This is a genomic window from Lysinibacillus sp. JNUCC 51 (genome assembly GCF_015999525.1).
In the GTDB taxonomy this organism is placed as follows: domain Bacteria; phylum Bacillota; class Bacilli; order Bacillales_A; family Planococcaceae; genus Lysinibacillus; species Lysinibacillus xylanilyticus.
The window spans coordinates 3,552,919-3,574,593 of sequence record NZ_CP065545.1 but is presented as its reverse complement, the minus strand read 5'-3'; the positions used below and the strand labels follow the sequence as shown (position 1 = coordinate 3,574,593).

Below are 21,675 nucleotides of genomic sequence, written 5' to 3'. Positions count from 1 at the left end.
ATATTCATCAGATGTTTAGACACACGCTGAAAGAAGTTAAAAAAAGCTTTCTTTTACTGTTCAAACCATAATACTACCGCCAGCAAAATTGAGCAAAACAACAAGAAAGCACATCATCGCAAAATATTAAATAAGTAAACCAACTGTAATCTTAACATATTTATAGGTAAACAGACGCATAAATACATTAAAAAGTTCTTGAAGCTCCATAAAAAAATAGCGATTATGTCCTTCACATGGAAAGTAGATGGCTCAAAATAATCGGTGGAGATTAAGAAAACCCCCACCGATTAAAGCTACTTCTCTATTACATATCTACGAAAAATTGTTTATACCATACTAAGAACACATATGCTGTCCAAATATAACGACCACGATTTGCTTTTTCTTCATAGTGCTCATCTAGATAGCCAACTAATTGCTTTGTATCAAAGAATTCATTGGCAAAGTCAGTTGTAAACATTTCTTTAACCATCTTGTAATACTTCTCTTCACGCAGCCAGTGACGAATTGGTACTGGGAAGCCAAGCTTCGGACGTTTTGCCCATTCTTCAGGTAATTCCTGATGTGCAGCTTGACGAAGAACATATTTCGTATCAATGTCATTTACACGATATTTTGATGGAATGTTTTTCGCTAATTCCATCACTTCTTTATCTAAAAATGGTACACGTAATTCAATAGAATGAGCCATACTCATTTTATCCGCTTTTAATAAAATATCGCCTGGCATCCAAAGATTCAAATCAAGATACTGCATTTTAGTAACATCATCATCACCTGGAACCTCATCGTAAATACGTTTTGTAATCGTTTTTACAGATGGACCATTTTTATAATCTGGTTTCAATACATTTAATGCATCTTCCTCATCCCATACAACCGCTTCCCCAATAAAGCGTTCTTCTACTGTTTGACCACCTTTAACAAGGAAGTGCGTATATTGATTTTTAGGTAACGCCTCTGCTATGCCACGTAATGCTTTACGAATTCCAAATGGAACTTTCTCATACTTTTGCATTTTTCCAGAGTTTTGGTACCATGAGTAACCACCAAAAATTTCATCCGCACCTTCACCTGAAAGTACTACTGTTACATCCTTCGACGCTAACTCAGAAAGGAAATAAAGCGGTACAGAAGATGGGTTCGATTGTGGCTCGTCCATATGCCACTGAATTTTTGGTAATGCTTCAAAACACTCATCTGCAGAAATATATTTACGCTCATTTTGAATATTTAATGTATCAGATAAATCTTTTGCTAAATTTGTTTCATTAAACATATCCTCGTAGTCAGAGAAACCAACAGAGAAGGATTTATCAGGGCGTAATAATGAAGTAATATAACTTGAATCAATACCACCTGATAAGAAAGAACCAACCTTTACATCACTGATTTGATGCGCATCTACTGATTCTCTTACTGTCGTACGAATGTCTTCTACATATTTTTCAATTGGAGCTTCTTTTGCATGGAATTTTTTATCCCAATATTGCACAATTTGCTTTTGTCCATTTTTAATAAGCATATAGTGTGCTGGTTGTAATTTGTAAACACCTTTAAAGAACGTTTCGTCCATTGAAGAATATTGGAACGTCAAATAAGGACGTAGCGCATCTTTATTTAATTCTTTAATAAATGATGGGTGTGGTAAAAATGATTTAATTTCTGAACCGAAAATAAAAGTACCATCTGTTGTGTTTTCTGTATAATACAGTGGCTTAATACCAAAGCCATCACGAGCGATGAATTGTAAATCATTCTTTTTATCCCAAATACAGAATGCGAACATTCCGCGAAGCTTTTTGACAAATTCTACTCCGTATTCAACATAACCATAAATAATAACTTCACTATCAGAGTGTGTTTTAAAGTTATGACCTTTTTCAATCAAATCAGCACGTAGCTCTTGGAAGTTAAAGATTTCTCCATTAAATACGAGAACGATGTTACCATCCGCACTGTACAACGGCTGATTTGCCACGTCTGATAAGTCGATAATGCTTAATCGACGGAATCCTAACGTTACTGTATCATCACTGTGAATCCCACCGCTGTCTGGTCCACGGTGAATAATTGTATTCATCATATTTTCGATCGTTTGATGATGATCGATCACATTTGTTCCATTAATATAGCCTATAAATCCGCACATTCTATTTTTCACCTCATAATTTAGTGCATAACCTTTACCATAATAGCATGAAAAGACATTCATTTCATACAGACAATGCAGATAAAGCAAAACTTTCATCAGTGAGGTTATTCAACACTGATTATTCGTTCAAACAACGAGCACTTTATCTCTCAATTATACTTGAATTTTCCATCTAAACTTTACACATTTAAGCTATTCACCATAACGTAGGGGTGATTTCCGTTCCGACTGGGCGCTTTGTTGTTGTTGTTGCTGTCGCTTCGCTTTCGCACAGATAAAATATTTGCTGACGCTTCGCTTTCGCACAGAAAACATCCGCTTCGCTGCAGGGTCTCGGGCCAACAGATGTTTTTTGCGCGAAAGCGTAGTGCTAACGAAGCGGCAGCGGCACCGATGTTGGTCACGAAGGCGTTATCACAGGATGTGATGGTTTTAGTCTTCGTTCCTCTATCGCCAATCCCCAAGGAGTCGTCCAGTCTCCACTACAATCAACTTATATATAGCATACGTTTAACAAACGCATTTCCAAAGGTTTCGGTAAATAACTCTACATTAAAGTATAAGATAAAGCATTATAAAATACTTTTGTTATATTTTCAATGTGAAAGAAGCCCCTCTATATAGACTTCATGTATAATAGGAAAGATTCCTAATTTGAAGAGAAAGTGAGTTTAAATATATGTACGATGTTATCGTTATCGGTGGTGGCCCATCCGGTTTAATGGCTGCTATCGCTGCTGGAGAGCATAAAAAGAAAGTATTATTACTTGAAAAAGGGACAAAGCTCGGCAAAAAATTGGCCATTTCAGGCGGTGGTCGCTGTAATGTCACAAATCGTTTGCCTGTTGAAGAAATAGTTAAGCACATACCCGGAAACGGTCGTTTTCTATACAGCCCATTCACGGTTTACAATAACGAAGATATTATCGCATTTTTTGAAGGACTTGGTGTGTCATTAAAAGAGGAGGATCACGGGCGTATGTTCCCCGTATCTAACCGCGCGCAAGATGTTGTAGATGCACTTATTCGTCAGCTTCAGAGGCTACATGTTGAAGTGCGCTTAAATACACCCGTTAATAAGCTTCTAATGGATGAGGAAAAAATTCTCGGAGTACGCCTTACAGATGGCACAGAAATTCGTAGTGAGGCAGTAGTAGTTGCCGTTGGTGGGAAAGCTGTTCCACAAACAGGCTCAACAGGAGATGGTTATCCATGGGCAGAGCGCGCTGGCCATACAATTACTACACTTTTCCCTACGGAGGTTCCTGTTCTATCGAAAGAGGATTTTATTCAGGCTCGCGAGCTACAGGGGCTTGCGCTTAGAGATGTCGCTGTCTCTGTTTTAAACAAAAAGGGCAAGGTGCTCGTAACACATCAAATGGACATGCTCTTTACTCATTTCGGATTAAGCGGACCGGCTGTTTTACGCTGCAGTCAATTTGTCGTGAAAGAATTAATGAAAACAGGTTACGAGCCTGTGACAATGCGTATTCAAACTCTTGTTGATTATAATGAGGAAACATGCCTGCAATATTTAAACAGAATCATTAAAGAAGATCCGAAAAAAGCGGTGAAAAATGTTTGGAAAGGCATTGCACCTGAACGCTGGCTTCTATTTTTATGTGAACGTGCAGACATTGATATACAATTGACCGGCGCTGAATTATCACAGGAAAAAATCCGTAATTTAGCTAAACTACTCGTTAATTTCACAATGACAGTTAGTGGTACGCAATCCCTAGAAAAAGCATTCGTCACTGGTGGTGGCGTCTCTGTTAAAGAGATTGAACCAAAAACAATGGCCTCAAAGAAAAAGGCTGGTTTATTTTTCTGCGGAGAAATCCTTGATATTCATGGCTACACAGGTGGCTATAATATAACGTCTGCACTCGTTACAGGACGTATTGCAGGGATGAATGCAGGGATGTAATATACTCTGTTTCAGATTCTTATGTTTGGTTATGGTGAGTAGCCTGGAACGGAAATCATTTCATTAAATGCGCACAACATTCACAAAGATTTCCTTGAACATTTTGTTTTTCCACATTATAAAAAGCGTGTCCTGAAAAAGCGGACACGCTTTTTAGCTATCTTTAGACACATATACTTCCTCAAATGGTTGAATAATTACAAATCCTTCACCTGAAAACGCCATTTGAATGGATTCACCACTACCACGACCGATAAATGTTCGGAAGCTAATATCTGTTTTAAACTCTGGTGACAAATTACCTGACCATGCCACTGTGGCATGTGGATCAGTATAGACCGTTTCACCAGGCTTTACTAACAAGGTTAACGGTTCGAAATGAGTTGTAATGGCTACTTTCCCTCTACCTTGTAAGGTTACATTAAACAAGCCACCTGACATGACTCCTGCCATTTTACGCATTAAATGAATATCCCAATCAATAGTTGGCTCAAATGCAAGTAAATCATTGCCGTTTACACAAATACTTTCATCCTTTAAATCGAAGACCGTTATTTTTTTTCCTTGATCAGCTAAATAAAGTCGCCCCTTACCTTTTGCTCTCATAAGTTGTGTACCTTCGCCGGTTAATGCTTTTTTAAACATTTTACCAAGGCCATGTTCCAACACACGCTCACGCTCAAACTTAATATCTCCTATGTAGGAAATCATCGCGCCCATTTTCGACCAAACCTCGCCATTTAGGTTGACCTCTAATACACGCTCCGTTTCTAACTCGAAATATTCATTTTCGTTGTCGTCTTGCTTTGTTTTATTGATAAATTCATCTAAAGAAAATTTCCCCATATCGCATTGCCTCCTTATTTATTTTATATACGTTTTAACATATGAAAAGATTCAATCAAATTAAAGAAGTGATAAAAATGAACAATTGAATAATTAGTTACTTTTCTTTTCATTAAAAAGACTAGCTTTAAGAGTGAGTGACAAAAAATAAGTTTTAGGTCGCCATCTTGAAAATGAACCCCACAATTGCTTCCCGTTATAAAATTTCTCTTTTCGTAGCGAAATCACTTTATTTCCCATAATGATATTGACATCAGACACCAACTGTTATACATTAAACAGAGATTAATCAAGTGTTATATAACAACTGCTACAAAAAAAGACCATACAAGCGTCATGTGCGAAATGACACTCATATGGCCAATACTTCAAGTGCGAATTGAAAGTATAATTTATTGTGTAGCGGAGACGTCTCCAACCTTTTCAGAAGCTTGTTTTAATGCTGTTCGTTTACGTACATCTGCACGTAAAGTTAATGAAATAATTAATGAAGCTGCAATTAATCCTGTAAACACATAGAATACTGGAATATAACTTCCATAAGCGTTTTTAATTGTGCTCACTAAAAGCGGTCCAAAAATACCACCTAATGACCAAGTCGTTAATAAATAACCATGAATAACTCCAAGTTGTTTCGTACCGAATAAATCACTTGCAAATGCAGGTAGATTTGAGAAACCTCCACCATAGCAACTAACAACTAAGAAAATAAGTGCTTGGAAAATAATAACGTTTGTTGTGTGCGGTAAGACGATAAATGTAACTAGCTGTGCGATAAAGAAAATTACAAAGACGTTTGAACGACCAATATAGTCAGACACAGCAGCCCATATTAAACGACCACCACCATTAAATAATCCCATTATTCCTACCATTGCTGCGGCTCCCGCAACTGATAATCCTACAATTTCTTGAGCCATTGGAGATGCAACAGAAATCATCATAATACCTGCTGTTACGTTTACTAAATGCATCGACCAAAGCATCCAGAAATGCTTAGTTTTTACAGCTTCACGTGCTGACATGACAGCTAAATCTTTTTTCACTACTTCTTTACCATTATTTGCATCAGCCTTCATATTCGCTGGCATATAACCAGGTTTAGGCGGTGCTATATATGAAGCCCCTAAAATCATTAACGTGAAGTAACTTGCCCCTAAAATAAAGTACGTTGTAGAAATACCCACAGCCTCCATTAAGTTAGCTGCAACTGGCGCTGTAATAAGTGCCCCTGAACCAAATCCAAGTACAGCCATACCTGTTGCTAAACCGCGGCGATCCGGGAACCATTTTACTAATGTCGATACAGGCGAAATATAACCAATACCCATACCCAATCCACTTAGTAAACCATATGTTAACCAGTACCCTGTTACGGAATCCATAGAAATCGCTACACCCGCACCAGCTTGTCCTGCTCCAAATAGAACAGCTGCTATCATTGCAGATTTACGTGGCCCCATTTTTTCTACTAAGTTACCAAATAATGCTGCTGAGAAACCAGCAAGCCCCATCATTATTGTGAAGGCAACAGTTACGTTTGTTTCACTCCATCCCATTTCTGTGACAATCGGTATCTTGTATACACTGTATGCATATGCTCCACCGATTGAAAGGTGAATAGCGATTGCGGATAATGCAATTAACCATCTATTTTTATTCATAATTTCTCTTTTCTCCCCTCTTTTTCTACTTGTGAAAGTTTTATGAACGTCCCTGAAAACAATTTAACACTTAGAATTATTCAAATGCAAGATGTTTTTTTAAAAAATATTATTTCTCCAAAAAGTATTTTATTTTTCACCCCAGTAATCTTATAACGAAAACCCTACAACCTCTAAGTAAATAGATGTTTATTAAACAAAAACTACAACATTTTTTAGCTAATATTATTTTTCTACTCTATTATCAAGTTACATATAAATTATTTTGATATAATTAATTTTGTGCATATTTTCACATGTAATCAATGTATATTCCTGTTTTTTAACTCACATAATTTCTTTGTATTTCTTTAAAAGAACTAAAAGGAATATTCATTATGTAGAAATATCTAGAACAAAAGAGAATTTAATGGCTTAAATTAACAAATTTCTTTCGCTTAAAAAATACCCAAAAAACAATACTAAATTACAAACTTTACTTTTAATGGGTATACATTTAAATTAACCCAATACATAATGTGTATATTTCAAATTTAATAATCCTTACCTATTCATTTTTATTATTCAAATATATATTTTTCATTTAAAATAAATCCTGCACATTTTTTAGACTATGGCCAGTAATGCTTTTTAAACTTAAAAGCAACTAAACCAATAAGTTATAACAAAAACATTTGCTATAGCAGACAAGTAAAAAAGTACTTTTTAATCAATAATTTATTACACAGTATCGGGAATCAAAAATGATGCTCTGGGATAAACACTTCCTATTCCCAGTCGTATCGAAATCTCAGTTGGTTTTAAAGTTTTTATGCTGGTTTATCACAATAAGCAGAGTAAAGGACTGTGTCTCAGAACCAAAATGTGGGTTTGATTTCGGTTGCGGCTAAACGCTTTCCTGAGGGCGTCCGAAAAGCCGCTTAGACCAGCAGATGTTTTTTGCGCGAAAGCGTAAGACAGCAGCAGATGTTTTTTTGCACGAAAGCGTAGTGCTATCGAAGCGGTAGCAACGTGCTTTGTACGCGAGCGTAGTGCATCGTAGCGGCATTAACAGCACGATGTTGTTCACGAAGGCGTGCCGATGGTTTTAGCCTTTATTCCTCTATTGCTAATCACCAAAGAGTCGCCCCCCCACTCCGCGACTAATAAAGACCGATAAAACATAAAAAAGACAGAACCAAAATTTGATTCTGTCTTTTATCTTATTAGATGAAATGATCCAACCATTAAAAGTACTTCCGTTAAAACTCACTAGTTCTGTAACCAGTAATCATAACTTTTATAAAAGCATATAAGGTTGTTTCCTTCATTTATTTAACAACGATATTAACAAGCTTACCTGGAATGACAATAATTTTTACTAAGTTTTTGCCTGCCATGTACTCTTGTACTTTATCATCTGCAAGTGCTACTTTTTCGATTTCTTCTTTTGAAGCATCTTTCGCTACGATGATTTTTGCACGTACTTTGCCGGCAACTTGAACTGCGATTTCCACTTCATCATCAACAAGTTTAGACTCATCATATGTTGGCCATTGCGCATATGAAAGTGTTTCGCCATGACCTAAAATCTGCCATAACTCTTCAGCAACGTGCGGAACCATTGGTGCTAGCATCTTCACAAAGCCTTCAGCGTAAGCTGTTGGGATAACATCCGCTTTATAGCAATCATTTATGAATACCATCATTTGTGAAATAGCTGTATTGAAGCGGATACCTTCGTAATCCTCTGTCACTTTTTTCACAGTTTGATGATATGACTTTTCAAGCGTTTTGTCATCAGAAGCTTGAATTTTTGCAGCGATTGTACCGTCTTCTTCATTGACAAATAAACGCCAAATACGATCTAAGAAGCGACGTGCCCCATCCAAGCCATTTGTTGACCATGCAACAGAAGCTTCAAGTGGACCCATAAACATTTCATATAGACGTAAAGTATCAGCACCGTGTGAAGAAATGATTTCATCAGGGTTAACGACATTGCCTTTTGATTTAGACATTTTTTCATTACCCTCACCAAGAATCATCCCTTGGTTAAATAATTTTTGGAATGGCTCTTTCGTGTGTACAACACCTAAATCGTACAGTACTTTGTGCCAGAAGCGAGCGTATAGTAAGTGTAATACGGCATGCTCTGCTCCACCGATATAAATATCAACTGGTAACCAGCGTTTTAATAACTCAGGGTCCGCAATTGCTTCTTTATTTGTCGGGTCAATATAACGTATGAAGTACCAGCTAGAACCTGCCCATTGTGGCATCGTGTTCGTTTCGCGACGACCTTTTTTGCCTGTTTCAGGGTCAACAACATTTACCCATTCCGAAATATTCGCTAATGGAGATTCACCAGTACCTGAAGGACGAATATTATCTGTTTTCGGTAGCATTAATGGTAATTCTGATTCCGGTACTGGTGTCGTTGTACCATCTTCCCAATGAATCATAGGGATTGGCTCACCCCAGTAACGTTGACGAGAGAATAACCAGTCGCGAAGACGGTAAGAGATTTTCTTCTCCCCTACGCCTTTTTCTTCAAGCCATTCAATTGCCTTAGCAATACCGTCCTCTTTGTTTAAGCCATCAAGGAATTCAGAGTTAATGTGCTTACCATCTCCTGTGAATGCTTCTTTACTAATGTCTCCACCTTCAAGAACAGGAGTAATTTCTAAACCAAATTCTGTTGCAAATTCATAATCACGCTCATCATGTGCTGGAACCGCCATGATTGCACCCGTACCATATGATACTAACACGTAGTCTGCAATCCAAATCGGCATTTTTTTACCGTTAATTGGATTAACTGCATAGGCACCTGTGAATACGCCTGTTTTTTCTTTCGCTAAATCTGTACGCTCTAAATCAGATTTCATTTTTACTTTATCTAAATAAGCTTCAACAGCTTGACGTTGTTCAGCAGTTGTAATTTGTTCCACTAATTGATGTTCAGGTGCAAGAACACAGTATGTAGCACCGAATAATGTATCAGGACGAGTTGTAAATACTGTGAAGTTTTCATCTGTGCCATCGATACCAAATGTTACTTCCGCACCTTCTGAACGACCAATCCAGTTACGCTGCATATCCTTAATAGACTCTGGCCAATCAACTTCCTCTAAGTCGTCGATTAAACGATCAGCAAATGCAGTAATTTTAAGCATCCATTGTTTCATCGGACGACGTTCTACAGGGTGACCACCACGCTCTGATTTTCCATCGATAACTTCTTCGTTTGCAAGTACTGTACCAAGTGCTGGACACCAGTTTACAGCTACTTCATCTACATAAGCTAAGCCTTTTTTATAAAGTTGGATAAAGATCCATTGTGTCCATTTATAATATTCAGGATCTGTTGTGTTAATTTCACGATCCCAATCATAGCTAAAGCCTAACTCTTGGATTTGACGCTTGAATGTCGCAATATTTTTCGCTGTGAATTCTGCTGGGTCATTTCCTGTATCAAGTGCATATTGTTCTGCTGGTAAACCGAATGCATCCCAGCCCATAGGATGTAGGACGTTATAGCCTTGCATGCGCTTGAAGCGTGAAAGGATATCTGTCGCTGTGTAGCCCTCTGGATGTCCTACATGAAGACCTGCACCTGATGGGTACGGGAACATATCTAACGCATAAAATTTTGGTTTTTCTGTTTCATTTTCAGTTTTGAAAGTTTTGTTATCAGCCCAATATTGCTGCCACTTTTTTTCAATTTGTTGATGATTAAAACTCATAATTTTTTCCTCCTTTGAATGTGTCATACTTTTCATCTAAAGAATTGACGAAATATTTAAAAAACAAAAAAACTCGTCCCTTTCTTTGTCAGAAAGGGACGAGAGAATTCGCATCTCCCGCGGTACCACCCACATTAGTGATTACACTCGGCTCTTGCTTCCTTAACGCGGAATGAACGGCACGCGCTATTTCACGCGGGCAGACTCAGAAGGCGAGTTCAATTTGCTTTCCTACTAGCTCCCACCAACCGCTAGCTCTCTAAAAAGAACCACAAATTTACTATTCCTCATCATTGTCTTTACATGTATTGCATTTATTCTAATGGAAAGTACTGAAAAGCACAAGACTTTGTTTACATACTACCCATTATTGAACAATTCAATCCCTAAGGTAGCAATACCCGAAATAAATTGTATCGATAGAGCTCACATTATTTTAAACTACGAGAAAGCTCTGTAAAAATAACCCCTAGTGCATAAGCTCCAGCATCGGGATATCCTAGGCTTCTTTCACCAACTGCACCAGCACGACCCATTCGAGCAACGATTTCTTTTGTATATTCCGCTCCTTTAACAGCAGCCTCTGCCCCGTTTTCAAAAGCTGTTTTAATATCCATACCAGCTGCAGCGCTCTCTAACCAGGCATTTACACAAGGTACAAGCGCATCTACAAGCGTTTTATCGCCTACCTCTGCCCCTCTTCCGAAAGAGCGCTCACCGACAGACTGAATACCTTTAAGCGTAGCTTGTAACATTTCAGCAAACTCTCCGACTGTTAATTCCATTTTTTCTTCTACAGCCTTACTTGCAGCTCGGAAAGCCCCGCCCCAAATTGGACCAGAAGCTCCTCCGCAATGTTCCATAATTATCATAGAACACGCATCAAGGAAAGTTCCAATATTTAAATGTTCTTGATTTAGAATCGAGCTCCATCCTCGTTTCAATTGCTTAAATCCTTTAGCGACGCTCATTCCAAAATCGCCATCACCTGCATGGGTATCCAGTTCACAGAAAGGCACTTCGTTCTTAATAATAATTTCGCTCATTTTATCTACAAGATAAATCATATTATTTAATGTGATTACCTCATTTTTGATGATAGCGTGTTCTTCCTCTGTTTCAGTCTCAAAGAAAACTTGCTTCTCTTCTTCGTGATCATTAATATCTACGTATTCTACACGCTCAACTGGTCCATCTACCTTAAATGCAGGTGTATTACATTCTTTCGATAGTAATGTTTTCAACTCATCATCTAGTTTCATTACTGTTAGAGAAATCCCGGCCATATCAATACTTGTCATGTAATTGCCTACAAACGTTCTATTGATTCGAATATTTCTTTTACTCAACTCTCTAGTAACTGCATTGTTAAACAGATAAAGTTCTTGTAGTGGTGTACCGCCAAATCCATTTATTAAGACAGCAATTTCAGCATCTTCATCTAGTCCTAAATCTTTCATAAGGTCATTTGTCATGCGGAAGGCTAATTCATCTGCAGTCATCATTTTTTCACGTTTTCTTCCTGGCTCTCCATGAATACCGACGCCATATTCCATCTCATCTTCACCCAATTTGAAAGTCGGTGATCCACTAGCCGGAACCGTACAAGAAGTTAGTGCCAGACCTATTGTTCGAACATTTGCCGCTGCTTTTTCCGTCACAGCTTTGACCTGCATCAAATCCATACCTTCCTCTGCCGCGGCACCAGCGATTTTATGTACTAACACAACCCCTGCAACGCCGCGTCGTCCTACTGTATAAAGACTATCTTCTACTGCGATATCATCATCTACGCGGACATACTCTACTTGAATGCCATCCTCAGCAGCTAATTGAGCACCATTATTAAAGTTCATAATATCTCCGCTATAATTTTTAACAATGAGCAGTGTACCTTTTTTGCTAGCTGTTGCTTTAATTGCTTGATATACCTGTATTTGTGAAGGAGAAGCAAATACATCTCCGCAGACCGCAGCATCCAGCATTCCTTTTCCGACTAACCCCGCATGTGCCGGTTCATGTCCACTACCGCCACCGCTAATTAAAGTTACTTTATTTTCATTCATTTCTTTTTTCTTAATTACTTTATACGTTTTTAACAACTCTAGTTCCGGATGAGCCATAACCATCCCATTGCACATTTCCATAACGAGTGTTTCAGGTTGATTCATAATTTTCTTCATTTTTATTCCTCCCCTGTTAGCTTGGTTACATTCTTCGCAGCCTATTCGTATCCATACTTCTATAATTATTCATAAGAAATTCCTGCTATGATATGATTTCTATTATTTGAAATCATATTCTTATTAATTATAGCAAAATGAAAGCGTTTTACCGCAGAAGGACAAAATGAACTATTGTGAGGATGATTATAATGATCTCTCAGGCAGTTCATCTCCCACCTAAACTCTTTGCTTTCACTAAATTTCGAGGTGGGAGACTTGTACCTGACGTTTCGGTTTCGGTACAGATTAATTACTGCCCCTTATTGCGGGATAAAGTGAAACTTTAATCAGCAGGGCGTTTTGCACCCCCCTGATTATTAGTCTTCACCAATCGGGCAGTAAGGGGCAGTTAATCTATTTATTGCCCCTTACTGCGGGATAAAGTGAAACTTTAATCAGCAGGGTGTTTTGCCCCCCCCTGATTATTAGTCTTCACCAATCGGGCAGTAAGGGGCAGTTAATCTATTTATTGCCCCTTGCTAGGGGATAAATCCTGACATTCATGGAAAGCAAAGTGCTTACAACCAATACATTTATTTGTATCTAAATAACTTAGAGCTTTATTTATTGCTTCTCCTGTATGCGGATAGAAATTATCCTCACCAATTTCAGCATATAAGCCATTGTTTTGTAACGTTAGTTTCAATTCATCTTGCACACCTGTAACTAAAATAGTGCCACCCTGGGCTTTAAAACTCCTGATGACATTACCAAAATAGGCCTCACCTGTTGTATCTAAAAAGGGCACTTTACTCATGCGTAATATTAAAACTTTTTGCTGATGCTGAATGGAACTTACAATTGAATCCTCAAAAGTTTGAGCTGCGCCAAAGAAAAGTGGACCCTCAATTGTATAAATACTAATTTGTGGACAGTCACGCTTCTGATGAACAGCATGTGATTGTACCTTCCCACTCTCTTTCGAATGATCCGGTAAAACTTTAGTTACTACAAGCTTTTCGCTCATACGCTTCGCAAATAATACGACTGCCAATACAAGCCCAACCTCTACAGCTAATGTTAAGCTTGTAAAAACAGTAAGAAGAAACGTAATGATTAAAACGAGAGAATCTCCTGATTTTAATTTAACGATGTGTGCAAAATGCTTTTGCTCACTCATATTCCAAGCTACAACCATTAAAACTGGAGCCATACTTGCTAAAGGAATATGTGAAGCAAAGGGCGCTAGTAATAATAAAGTGACTAATACAAATACACCGTGAATAATACCTGATATCGGTGAAACTGCACCTGTTTTAATATTTGTCGCAGTACGAGCAATTGCCCCCGTTGCAGGGATCCCCCCAAAGAAAGGAGTGACGATATTAGCAATTCCTTGACCAACAAGTTCTCGATTGCTATTATGCTTTGTATTTGTCATGCCATCTGCTACGACTGCAGATAGAAGTGATTCAATTCCACCTAGCATGGCGATCACAAAGGCTGGTCCAATAAGTAGCTGAATTCGCTCTAATGTGATATCTGGAATTGCAAAATTCGGTAATGTATTTGGAATTTGACCATAGGCAGTTGCGATTGTGGCAACTTGTCCGGAAAAAAAGAACGTTGCAATTAATGTAGAAACAACAATGCCTGCTAGCGCCCCTGGAACTTTGGGTAAAACTTTAGGTGTTATTAAAATAATGATGAGACTAATGATTGCCGTTAAAACACTATAAAAGTTTGCTGTACCGATATGGATTACAATTTCTTTTATATTGTCAATAAAGTACTCATGTCTTTTAATATTTGTCAAACCTAAAAAATTAGCGATTTGGCCTGTAAAAATAATAACTGCAATTCCTGCTGTAAAACCTATTGTCACAGGACGCGGGATAAATTTTATTAATGAGCCAAGTTTAAAGATCCCCATTAAGCACAAAATAATCCCGGCCATTAATCCAGCGACTAGTAAGTTTTCATAGCCATACGAAATGACTACCCCAAGCAGAATTGGCACAAACGCACCTGTAGGTCCCCCGATTTGATACTTCGAGCCACCCAAAAGAGAAATAAGTATCCCAGCAATAAAAGCTGTATATATTCCATATTCAGGCTTAACACCTGACGCAATGGCAAAGGACATTGCCAGCGGGATTGCCACAATCCCAACAATAATCCCTGAAATTAAATCTTTCTTCAAATGATGAACAGAATATCCTTCATATCGTCCTGTAAACAGTGACTTCATCTATAAATCTTCCCTTCAAAATAATAGCAAGGTAAATGTTTCATAAGAACTCAGTCTACAAAATTTACATATCCTCTTCATTATTTTCGTTAATAGTCATTTCTTCTAATCTTGAAATTGTATTTATCAAATGATTGTTGAAAATATCCTTTGCAACACCAAGTAATTCTCCAATCATCGGATCGCTTAAAGAATAGTAAACTTTTTTCCCCTCTTTCGTCCCATGCACAATATTTTTTCCTCGTAATACACTTAATTGCTGAGAAACAGCTGAGCCCTCTTTTTCTAAGCAGCTTTGAATTTCATTGACATTTTTTTTACCATCTACTAGTAATTCTAGAATTCTGATTCGTAATGGATGTGCTAACGCTTTAAAAAAATCTGCCTTAAATTGCTGCAAGCTCTCTTCCACATAAATCCCTCCACGGAACTTCATTTTCATATATTCAAATATTTGAATATGTATGATTGATTGTACGCTACAATATGTTAACTTTCAATATCAAATATAAAAAAACGAGCAAAAAACGTGTTTCCCACACAGTTTTTGCTCGTTTCCGAAAAATCTCTGTTAAATTTAACCTATTATTCTGTCACTATTTTATTCTTTCGTAAAGGATAATCATAGATAAGGCATGGAATAATCGCAAACAATACAATAATTACTAGGATTAAAACGAGTACAATCATGCCAAACTGATCGACCATAATACCACCAAATAGAGGGCCAATCATACGACCAGTTGTCGCCGCACTATTAATAATCCCCTGATAAAAGCCCTGACGTCCTTTTGGTGCAAGCTGATTGGCGATGGTAGGTAAAGCAGGTGTATAAAACATTTCACCAAAAGTTAGCACAACCATTGCTGCCCCAAACATTTTAAAATCACTAGCAAATGCAATGATTCCAAAGGATATTGCAATAAGGGTAACGCCAAATACTAATTGACGCTTTAATTTATTTTCCCAACGTTTCACTAGCGGCGCAATTAGCGGTTGCCCTAAAACGATAAGTAGACCATTAATAGTCCAAAGTAAGCTGTACTGTTTCAATCCTAATCCTAGATCTTGCGTATAGGAAGAAATAGTCGCACTCCATTGTGAATAAGCTAGCCAGCATAGTACCGAGGAAGAACTTATAATTAACAATGCATAAAACGGCGCTTTATTAATAATTCGCTTACTTTCACCCACGACATTCTTTGGTGCAATGCTCCCCTCCTCGAATCGTTTAAAAGTAAAAAACGCTATAAAAAAGAACAAAATATACATAGCTAAGTTGACCTTAAAAACGTAGTCAAATTTGTAATCAGCAACAACGCCGGCAAGTGCAGGACCAATTGCTACTCCTAAATTTTGAGCTAAATAAATTGCGTTAAAAGCCTTTCTTCCACCCTCTGGCCATGCAGTTCCAGCTAATGCAAACATTCCTGGGAAAACAATGCCCCCACTAAAGCCAAGAATGGTTAAAATCCACACATAATGTGGCCAACCGTGCCAAATCGTTAAAGCAATTAATGAGACAATCGTCAAAAGAATGCCCAACATTGTTGATTTATAGCCACCTACTCTATCAAATAAATAACCACCTAAGAGATTTCCTAATACGCCAGCAGCAGAATTCAACATCAACACGAAGCCAGCCATCGCAAGTGACTTCCCTAAATAATCGTGCATATAAATGGCGTTTAAAGGCCATAAAAAGGAGTTACCCGTCGTATTCACAAGCATTCCTATAATTAAATACCAAACACTTTTTGGCATAGAATGTCCTCCATTATTTCGCTACTCTAAATAGTTAGTTTATGTTGAAAAATACAAAAGCACAAGAAAAATAATTTTACTCTTTTTACATTGGCTTAAGAATATTTTTTGTGTAGTTTTTTTGGTCCTCCTCATGATTTACTCCGGTCAATGTTCTTTTTGCTTAGCTTTCCGCGTCATTCGCTCAGGTCATTCACATAATATTAAATTCTTCCCCCATGACGGAAGCACTAGCACGTGATAAAATATAACGTTAGAGGAGTGAAACAAATGACAGAAACAAACTTTCCTTTTCCTTCAGATGGGAAAAGATATTATACATGGAATCGCTATTTACGTGAGCAATTTGGTCATAAAGTTTTTAAGGTAGCACTAGACGCGGGCTTTGACTGCCCAAATCGTGATGGTACCGTTGCCTTTGGAGGTTGTACGTTTTGTAGTGCAGCAGGTTCTGGTGATTTTGCAGGCAATAAAGTTGACCCTATCGAGGTACAATTTGCTGAAATTCGTGACAAAATGCATCAAAAATGGAAAGACGGCAAATACATGGCCTACTTCCAAGCATATACAAATACACATGCACCACTACCAGTATTAAAAGAAAAATTTGAAGCAGCGTTGGCCCAAGAGGGTGTTGTTGGATTATCCATCGCAACGCGCCCAGATTGTCTGCCAGATGATGTAGTTGAATATTTAGCTGAATTAAACGAGCGCACTTATTTGTGGATTGAGCTTGGGCTTCAAACTGTGCATGAAAAAACAGCGAATCTTATCAACCGTGCCCACGACTATGCAACATATGTGGAAGGTGTTGAAAAGCTACGAAAACATGGTATTCGTGTATGCTCGCACATTATTAACGGCCTACCTCTTGAAGACTCTGACATGATGATGGAAACTGCTCGTGAAGTCGCAAAGCTTGATGTACAAGGCATTAAAATTCATTTACTACACCTTTTAAAAGGTACACCAATGGTTAAGCAATATGAAAAGGGAATGTTAGAATTTTTAGATCAGGACGTTTATACAAAGCTAGTAGCAGATCAGCTTGAAATTCTACCACCAGATATGGTTATTCACCGTATCACAGGTGATGGACCGATCGATTTAATGATCGGGCCTATGTGGAGTGTTAATAAATGGGAAGTATTAAATGGAATTGATGCAGAACTTGAACGCCGCGGAAGCTGGCAAGGGAAATTTTATCAAGCTGAGGTTGCCAAATGAAGCTACAACGCGTTATACAATATGCACAACAGCTGATAAAAGATACAGTTAAAGAGGGCGACACTGTAGTGGATGCCACAGCAGGAAACGGCCACGACACATTATTTTTAGCACAGCTTGTCGGCGATGAAGGTCAAGTATACGCCTTTGATGTTCAAAAGAGCGCTGTTGATGCAACTCTCCATCGCCTTTTAGACAATGGCTTAGAGCATCGTGCACTTGTTTTACATAGAGGGCATGAAGAAGTAGCCAACTATGTCCACAAGCCAATAGCTGCTGCAATTTTCAATCTTGGTTATTTGCCAGGTAGTAATCACGACATCGTTACACAGCCAAATACAACAATACAAGCAATTGAAGATTTGCTAAAGCTGCTCAAAATCGGTGGTATTATTGTCCTTGTCATTTATCATGGCCATCCAGGTGGCAAAGAAGAGCGAGACGCTGTGATAGAATATGTCAGTCAACTTCCCCAAAAAAATGTACATGTATTAAAATATGAATTTCTAAATCAACAAAATGATCCACCCTTTGTTATTGCTTTAGAAAAAATGAAAGATTATCCTTTAATCTAATCCATACACGCCCGAAATAAGATAAGTATTTCGGGCCTTTTTTTGAGGCTTGAAGATCAACTTACTATGAACCACCAGGATTTTATTTTTAAAAAAATAAAAAGCTATCTAATAGAATGTTAAAATCTATTAGATAGCTTTCTCTTTATAATCTATTTATTTTTTCGTTTTTCATTATAATCTACCCAGAAATCTGCACCTTTAATTCCTAGTTTACGAGGATCAAAAACAGGATCTTTTCCTTCTTTTTTCTGTTTCTCATAATCCTTTAATGCAACTATAGCAGGCTTCATAATAATTAAAATCGCTAAAACGTTAATCCAAACCATTAAGCCAAGTCCAACATCCCCCAAAGCCCAAGCAAGATCGGATGTACGGATTGTACCGTAAAACGAAGCAATTAAAATTGCAAATTTCGCCAGCCATATGACGACTTTTTCTGTAGTTCCTGAGAATAAATAAGCTACATTTGTTTCAGCAATGTAGTAGTATGCCATAATTGTCGTAAAAGCAAAGAAGAATAAGGCAATCGCTACGAATGGTCCACCAAAACCTGGTAGTGAAGAATCAACTGCATATTGTGTGAAGGCTGCACCTTCTTTAATACTTTTCGCAAATGTTATTTGTTCTTCTCCCGTTAATCCGCCTTTATTGAAATCGCCAACATAAACATATGAACCATCTGCAGCTTTTTCATCGTGTACATTATACATACCCGTAAATAAAATCATAAATGCTGTAGCTGAACAGATTAATAGAGTATCAATATACACAGAAGCTGCTTGAACGATACCTTGTTTAGCAGGGTGTGATACTTCTGCAGCCGCTGCCGGATGCGCACCTGTCCCTTGACCTGCTTCATTTGAATAAATACCACGTTTAACCCCCCATGCAATAGCGGAGCCAATAATACCACCAAAGATCTCTTGTGCACCAAATGCACTAGAAAAAATTAATGAAAATACAGCTGGTACTTCTTTAATATTCATTGCAATTATGATGATGGCCATCAGAATATATGCTAATGCCATAAACGGTACGATGACCTGTGCAGCATTGGCAATCCATTTAACCCCACCGATAATAATAGTACCTAATAATACAACAATAATAAGTCCTGTAATCCAAGTCTTAACATCGAAAGCGTTTTCAACAGCTGTCGCAATTGCATTCGATTGAACACCTGGCATTAAAATTAACATGGCAGCTAATGCGGCAACAGCAAATATAACTGCAAACCACTTTTGCCCCATTCCTTTTTCTATGTAAAAAGCCGGCCCGCCACGATATTCTGTATCTTTCTCTTCTTTATAAATTTGAGCCAATGTCGACTCAACGTAAGCAGTTGCCGCACCGATAAAGGCGATTGCCCACATCCAAAAAACAGCACCAGGTCCCCCCATTCCGATTGCTGTAGCAGTACCGGCAATATTACCTGTACCTACTCGACCAGATAATGCGATAGACATCGCTTGGAAAGATGATATCCCCTTTTCCGATTTTTCGCCTTTAAACATTAAAACAAACATATCTTTAATGTGTCTTACTTGTAGGAACCGTGTAACAATTGAAAAAAAGAGTCCAATTAACAAAATGCCATAAATAAACCATGGTCCCCATAAAATTTCATTAATTTTCCCAATGATCGTTTCCATTTTACCCCTCCAATTTGAAAATGTATCTTCAAGACATTATATTATTACATTTTTCTGAAAATTACAATATTATATTCAAGTAACAAAAAGTTAGTAATTTTCTAGTTAATTGGAGAGGTAATACACTATTCAATTATATAGCCAATTCTTCGAAGAGCATTATTAATAAAATCACGTATATAAACAAAAATCTCGTCACGCTCTACTTCATGAAATAGATTATGATAACAGTTTGCCCATTCTTTGAATTGAAACTCTGTAAATTCCATCTGATGAAGCCAATTACGCGTTTGTTTAGTTTCAGTAATTTTATCTTTTTCAGCTGTCATAACTAACATCGGCATATTAGGAAATTCAGCCTTAGGCAATAACACTAAAGTACGCATCATTTGCTGTAGCTCTCGATACCATTTCACTGAAACGACAGACGAAAAAGGAACCTCATCCTTCATCTCATCTCTACCTTCTACACTGCGCGTTAACGATTCTAATGTAATTTCATGGGTCAACTTCACATTTGCAGTCAGGGCACTTAAACTAGTTAAAGCATTCGATAGTTTACCTGGCAATAGCTTTAACTGAAGCCAAGGTGAAGTTATTATAATCCCTGCACATTCATATTTTCGTTTTTGCATGGTATGTAGTAATAGTGTCGCACCAAGCCCATGTCCTATTAAAAATACAGGTAAATTATACGAAAAAGCATTCTCCATTAAATGCCTTGTATATTTGTTGTATTCTTTAAAATCTTCATCGTGAACACGTGAAAATCCTACATTTACTCCGTGATTAGGTAAATCCCCCATGACTATGTGGAAGCCTTCCAATCTAAGTTTTTCTATAAGCCATGCATACCAACGGTGATTTTCATATGCACCATGAAGAATAGCAACCACAGCCTTTGCTTGTCCATCAGCTTCCCATTTCCACATTTCTCATAGTCCTCCTAAAAAAATAATTACACAATGATTATATCGGAATATCTAGATCATTTTAATTTTATATTTCCATCAAGTTGCGTATTTGATACGATAATATTACATCATAGAAAGAAAAGAGGCGATTCTAATGATCTATCCATTTAAAGGTAAGACACCCAATATCGATCCATCTGTTTTTATTGCCGATTATGCAACCGTTACTGGTGACGTTACAATAGGTGCTGAAACGACGATTTGGTTTAACACAGTTATCCGAGGGGATGTATCACCAACAATTATAGGAAAAAGAGTTAGTATTCAAGACCTCTGTTGCTTACATCAAAGCCCCAAATATCCACTAATTATTGAAGATGAAGTAACAGTAGGACATCAGGTAACTTTACATAGTTGTACGATTCGAAAAAAAGCCTTAATAGGTATGGGCTCTATAGTATTAGACGGGGCGGAGATTGGCGAGGGTGCATTCATTGGAGCGGGTAGTCTTGTACCTCCAGGCAAAGTCATTCCTCCAAATAGCTTAGCATTAGGTCGTCCTGCAAAGGTTGTAAGAGAATTAAATGATGAAGATAAAGAAGATATGGAACGCATCATACGTGAATATGTAGAAAAAGGTCAATACTATAAATCTCTTCAATCAAAAAATTAATAGCTATTTCAACTAAATCAAAGCAGCTCCACGTTTGCTTGGGCAACCGAGCCATCCACGATTAGGAGCTTATTTTTTTCGTTAAAAACAGCGAAAGGGGCTATTAAAGCCCCTTTCATCAATAG

General features: G+C 37.7%; 14 protein-coding genes and 1 other annotated feature. Of the genes, 4 read left to right on the top strand and 10 right to left on the bottom strand.

Going from position 1 to position 21,675, the window contains the following annotated elements:
* Positions 1-307 precede the first annotated feature (307 nt).
* Complete coding sequence (gene asnB, locus JNUCC51_RS17305; RefSeq protein ID WP_337989018.1) at positions 308-2,155, bottom strand: asparagine synthase (glutamine-hydrolyzing); 1,848 nt, start codon at positions 2,153-2,155, stop codon at positions 308-310.
* A gap of 682 nt (positions 2,156-2,837) precedes the next feature.
* Here asnB and JNUCC51_RS17300 point away from each other — a divergent pair.
* Positions 2,838-4,088, top strand: a complete 1,251-nt coding sequence (locus tag JNUCC51_RS17300; protein ID WP_337989017.1) for a BaiN/RdsA family NAD(P)/FAD-dependent oxidoreductase — start codon at positions 2,838-2,840, stop codon at positions 4,086-4,088.
* Between the two features lie 153 nt (positions 4,089-4,241).
* Here JNUCC51_RS17300 and JNUCC51_RS17295 read toward each other — a convergent pair whose 3' ends face one another.
* From JNUCC51_RS17295 to JNUCC51_RS17265, 7 genes are all read right to left on the bottom strand, one after another.
* Positions 4,242-4,934: an AIM24 family protein gene (locus tag JNUCC51_RS17295; RefSeq protein ID WP_337989016.1), complete on the bottom strand. Its 693-nt coding sequence runs from the start codon at positions 4,932-4,934 to the stop codon at positions 4,242-4,244.
* Between the two features lie 392 nt (positions 4,935-5,326).
* Positions 5,327-6,598, bottom strand: a complete 1,272-nt coding sequence (locus tag JNUCC51_RS17290; RefSeq protein ID WP_337989015.1) for an L-lactate MFS transporter — start codon at positions 6,596-6,598, stop codon at positions 5,327-5,329.
* A 1,310-nt stretch (positions 6,599-7,908) separates the two neighbouring features.
* Complete coding sequence (gene leuS / locus JNUCC51_RS17285) at positions 7,909-10,326, bottom strand: leucine--tRNA ligase (RefSeq protein WP_337989014.1); 2,418 nt, start codon at positions 10,324-10,326, stop codon at positions 7,909-7,911.
* A 91-nt stretch (positions 10,327-10,417) separates the two neighbouring features.
* Positions 10,418-10,629: a binding site (T-box leader), on the bottom strand.
* Positions 10,630-10,757: 128 nt separating this feature from the next.
* On the bottom strand, positions 10,758-12,509 hold the full coding sequence (dhaK, locus tag JNUCC51_RS17280; RefSeq protein ID WP_337989013.1) for a dihydroxyacetone kinase subunit DhaK: 1,752 nt from the start codon (positions 12,507-12,509) through the stop codon (positions 10,758-10,760).
* Between the two features lie 508 nt (positions 12,510-13,017).
* Positions 13,018-14,742 carry a SulP family inorganic anion transporter gene (locus JNUCC51_RS17275; protein ID WP_337989012.1) on the bottom strand — a complete coding sequence of 575 codons (1,725 nt, stop codon included), beginning with the start codon at positions 14,740-14,742 and terminating at the stop codon, positions 13,018-13,020.
* Positions 14,743-14,806: 64 nt separating this feature from the next.
* Complete coding sequence (locus tag JNUCC51_RS17270; protein WP_049667424.1) at positions 14,807-15,154, bottom strand: ArsR/SmtB family transcription factor; 348 nt, start codon at positions 15,152-15,154, stop codon at positions 14,807-14,809.
* A 173-nt stretch (positions 15,155-15,327) separates the two neighbouring features.
* Complete coding sequence (locus tag JNUCC51_RS17265) at positions 15,328-16,506, bottom strand: MDR family MFS transporter (protein ID WP_337989011.1); 1,179 nt, start codon at positions 16,504-16,506, stop codon at positions 15,328-15,330.
* 270 nt (positions 16,507-16,776) lie between these two features.
* Here JNUCC51_RS17265 and mnmL point away from each other — a divergent pair, with 270 nt between their 5' ends.
* Both mnmL and mnmM read left to right on the top strand, forming a co-directional pair.
* Positions 16,777-17,733: a tRNA modification radical SAM protein MnmL/YtqA gene (gene mnmL, locus JNUCC51_RS17260; RefSeq protein ID WP_134022034.1), complete on the top strand. Its 957-nt coding sequence runs from the start codon at positions 16,777-16,779 to the stop codon at positions 17,731-17,733.
* On the top strand, positions 17,730-18,308 hold the full coding sequence (gene mnmM / locus JNUCC51_RS17255; RefSeq protein ID WP_337989010.1) for a tRNA 5-(aminomethyl)-2-thiouridylate-methyltransferase MnmM: 579 nt from the start codon (positions 17,730-17,732) through the stop codon (positions 18,306-18,308). Before mnmL ends, mnmM begins: the two co-directional genes overlap by 4 nt.
* A gap of 152 nt (positions 18,309-18,460) precedes the next feature.
* Here the strand turns inward: mnmM and JNUCC51_RS17250 are convergent, their stop codons facing one another.
* The gene (locus JNUCC51_RS17250; RefSeq protein WP_337989009.1) at positions 18,461-19,963 is read right to left on the bottom strand and encodes an alanine/glycine:cation symporter family protein; all 1,503 of its coding nucleotides are present in this window, start codon (positions 19,961-19,963) and stop codon (positions 18,461-18,463) included.
* Positions 19,964-20,088: 125 nt separating this feature from the next.
* A complete protein-coding gene (locus JNUCC51_RS17245; protein WP_049667418.1) occupies positions 20,089-20,895 on the bottom strand; it encodes an alpha/beta hydrolase in 807 nt (268 codons plus the stop codon).
* Positions 20,896-21,031: 136 nt separating this feature from the next.
* Between JNUCC51_RS17245 and JNUCC51_RS17240 the strand changes: the two genes are divergently transcribed.
* Entirely contained in the window at positions 21,032-21,550 is a 519-nt protein-coding gene (locus tag JNUCC51_RS17240) for a gamma carbonic anhydrase (RefSeq protein ID WP_049667417.1), read from the top strand.
* The last annotated feature ends 125 nt before the right edge of the window (positions 21,551-21,675 follow it).

Bases quoted from the DNA above. Each gene is read 5' to 3' on its own strand.
- asnB (WP_337989018.1), bottom strand. From the start codon at position 2,155: ATGTGCGGATTTATAGGCTATATTAATGGAACAAATGTGATCGATCAT.
- JNUCC51_RS17300 (WP_337989017.1), top strand. From the start codon at position 2,838: ATGTACGATGTTATCGTTATCGGTGGTGGCCCATCCGGTTTAATGGCT.
- JNUCC51_RS17295 (WP_337989016.1), bottom strand. From the start codon at position 4,934: ATGGGGAAATTTTCTTTAGATGAATTTATCAATAAAACAAAGCAAGAC.
- JNUCC51_RS17290 (WP_337989015.1), bottom strand. From the start codon at position 6,598: ATGAATAAAAATAGATGGTTAATTGCATTATCCGCAATCGCTATTCAC.
- leuS (WP_337989014.1), bottom strand. From the start codon at position 10,326: ATGAGTTTTAATCATCAACAAATTGAAAAAAAGTGGCAGCAATATTGG.
- dhaK (WP_337989013.1), bottom strand. From the start codon at position 12,509: ATGAAGAAAATTATGAATCAACCTGAAACACTCGTTATGGAAATGTGC.
- JNUCC51_RS17275 (WP_337989012.1), bottom strand. From the start codon at position 14,742: ATGAAGTCACTGTTTACAGGACGATATGAAGGATATTCTGTTCATCAT.
- JNUCC51_RS17265 (WP_337989011.1), bottom strand. From the start codon at position 16,506: ATGCCAAAAAGTGTTTGGTATTTAATTATAGGAATGCTTGTGAATACG.
- mnmL (WP_134022034.1), top strand. From the start codon at position 16,777: ATGACAGAAACAAACTTTCCTTTTCCTTCAGATGGGAAAAGATATTAT.
- mnmM (WP_337989010.1), top strand. From the start codon at position 17,730: ATGAAGCTACAACGCGTTATACAATATGCACAACAGCTGATAAAAGAT.
- JNUCC51_RS17250 (WP_337989009.1), bottom strand. From the start codon at position 19,963: ATGGAAACGATCATTGGGAAAATTAATGAAATTTTATGGGGACCATGG.
- JNUCC51_RS17245 (WP_049667418.1), bottom strand. From the start codon at position 20,895: ATGTGGAAATGGGAAGCTGATGGACAAGCAAAGGCTGTGGTTGCTATT.
- JNUCC51_RS17240 (WP_049667417.1), top strand. From the start codon at position 21,032: ATGATCTATCCATTTAAAGGTAAGACACCCAATATCGATCCATCTGTT.